Source organism: Flavobacterium sp. T12S277, from assembly GCF_048514875.1.
In the GTDB taxonomy this organism is placed as follows: Bacteria; Bacteroidota; Bacteroidia; order Flavobacteriales; family Flavobacteriaceae; genus Flavobacterium.
The window spans coordinates 1-939 of the sequence record NZ_JBLYEG010000071.1 but is presented as its reverse complement, the minus strand read 5'-3'; the positions used below and the strand labels follow the sequence as shown (position 1 = coordinate 939).

1 pseudogene is annotated in these 939 nt (G+C 40.3%); it reads left to right on the top strand.

What is annotated here, in order from left to right:
- Positions 1-939, top strand: a pseudogene (locus tag ACN1CN_RS22760) (RHS repeat-associated core domain-containing protein); the annotation flags it as partial.

The following is a 939-nucleotide window of genomic DNA, read 5'->3' as shown; positions in this document are numbered from 1 at the left end:
CCGGAGATACGGAGCTGACGGTAAAAGAAGAATTTACCTATTCGCCTCAGGACCGATTGCTGACCCATACCCATCAGGTAAACGGAGGAACAGTTGAAGTTTTAGCAAGCAATACCTATGATGATTTAGGACAACTGATCGTTAAAAATGTGGGAAACAGTGCAGCGAATCCTCTACAGAAGGTACACTATAGCTACAACATCAGAGGTTGGCTCACCGAAATTAATAATGTAGATAACCTTCAGCCAGATACAGACCCGGTGGATCTGTTTGCCTTTAAAATCAATTACAACAAACAGCCCGGCAACTCACAGGTACAGGCCTTGTACAATGGAAATATTTCAGAAACCACTTGGAAGACCAACACCGATGTGACCAAACGCTCTTATGGGTATCAATACGACAAACTGAATCGTTTGACTAGTGCAATTTATAGCAAGCCAAATGACGCTATTGCGGCATCAGGAGCCTATAATGAAAGTTTGAGTTACGATAAAAACGGAAACATTAAATCCTTGCAACGTTATGGAGCGAGTGATGCGCCATCTATTGCTTTTCAAATAGATGATTTGACTTACGGTTATTTGAATGAAAATTCGAACCTGCTGACCAAAGTAACTGACAGCCCTGCCGGAAACGATAACGAAGGTTTTAAAGATGGTAATAAGACAGATGTTGATTTTACGTATGATGCCAACGGCAACATGATTACCGATAAAAACAAAAACATCACCGAAATACAATACAACCAACTCAATTTACCCAAGAAAATTACATTTGGAACAAGTGGGTCAATTGTCTATATTTACAATGCAGCGGGTCAAAAACTGGAGAAAATAGTTAGCGCGAACGAAACTGTAACGAAAACAGATTATCTAGATGGTTTTCAGTACAACTATATCAATTATGGTGGGCAGGTGCCTGATGATCCGGGAAATA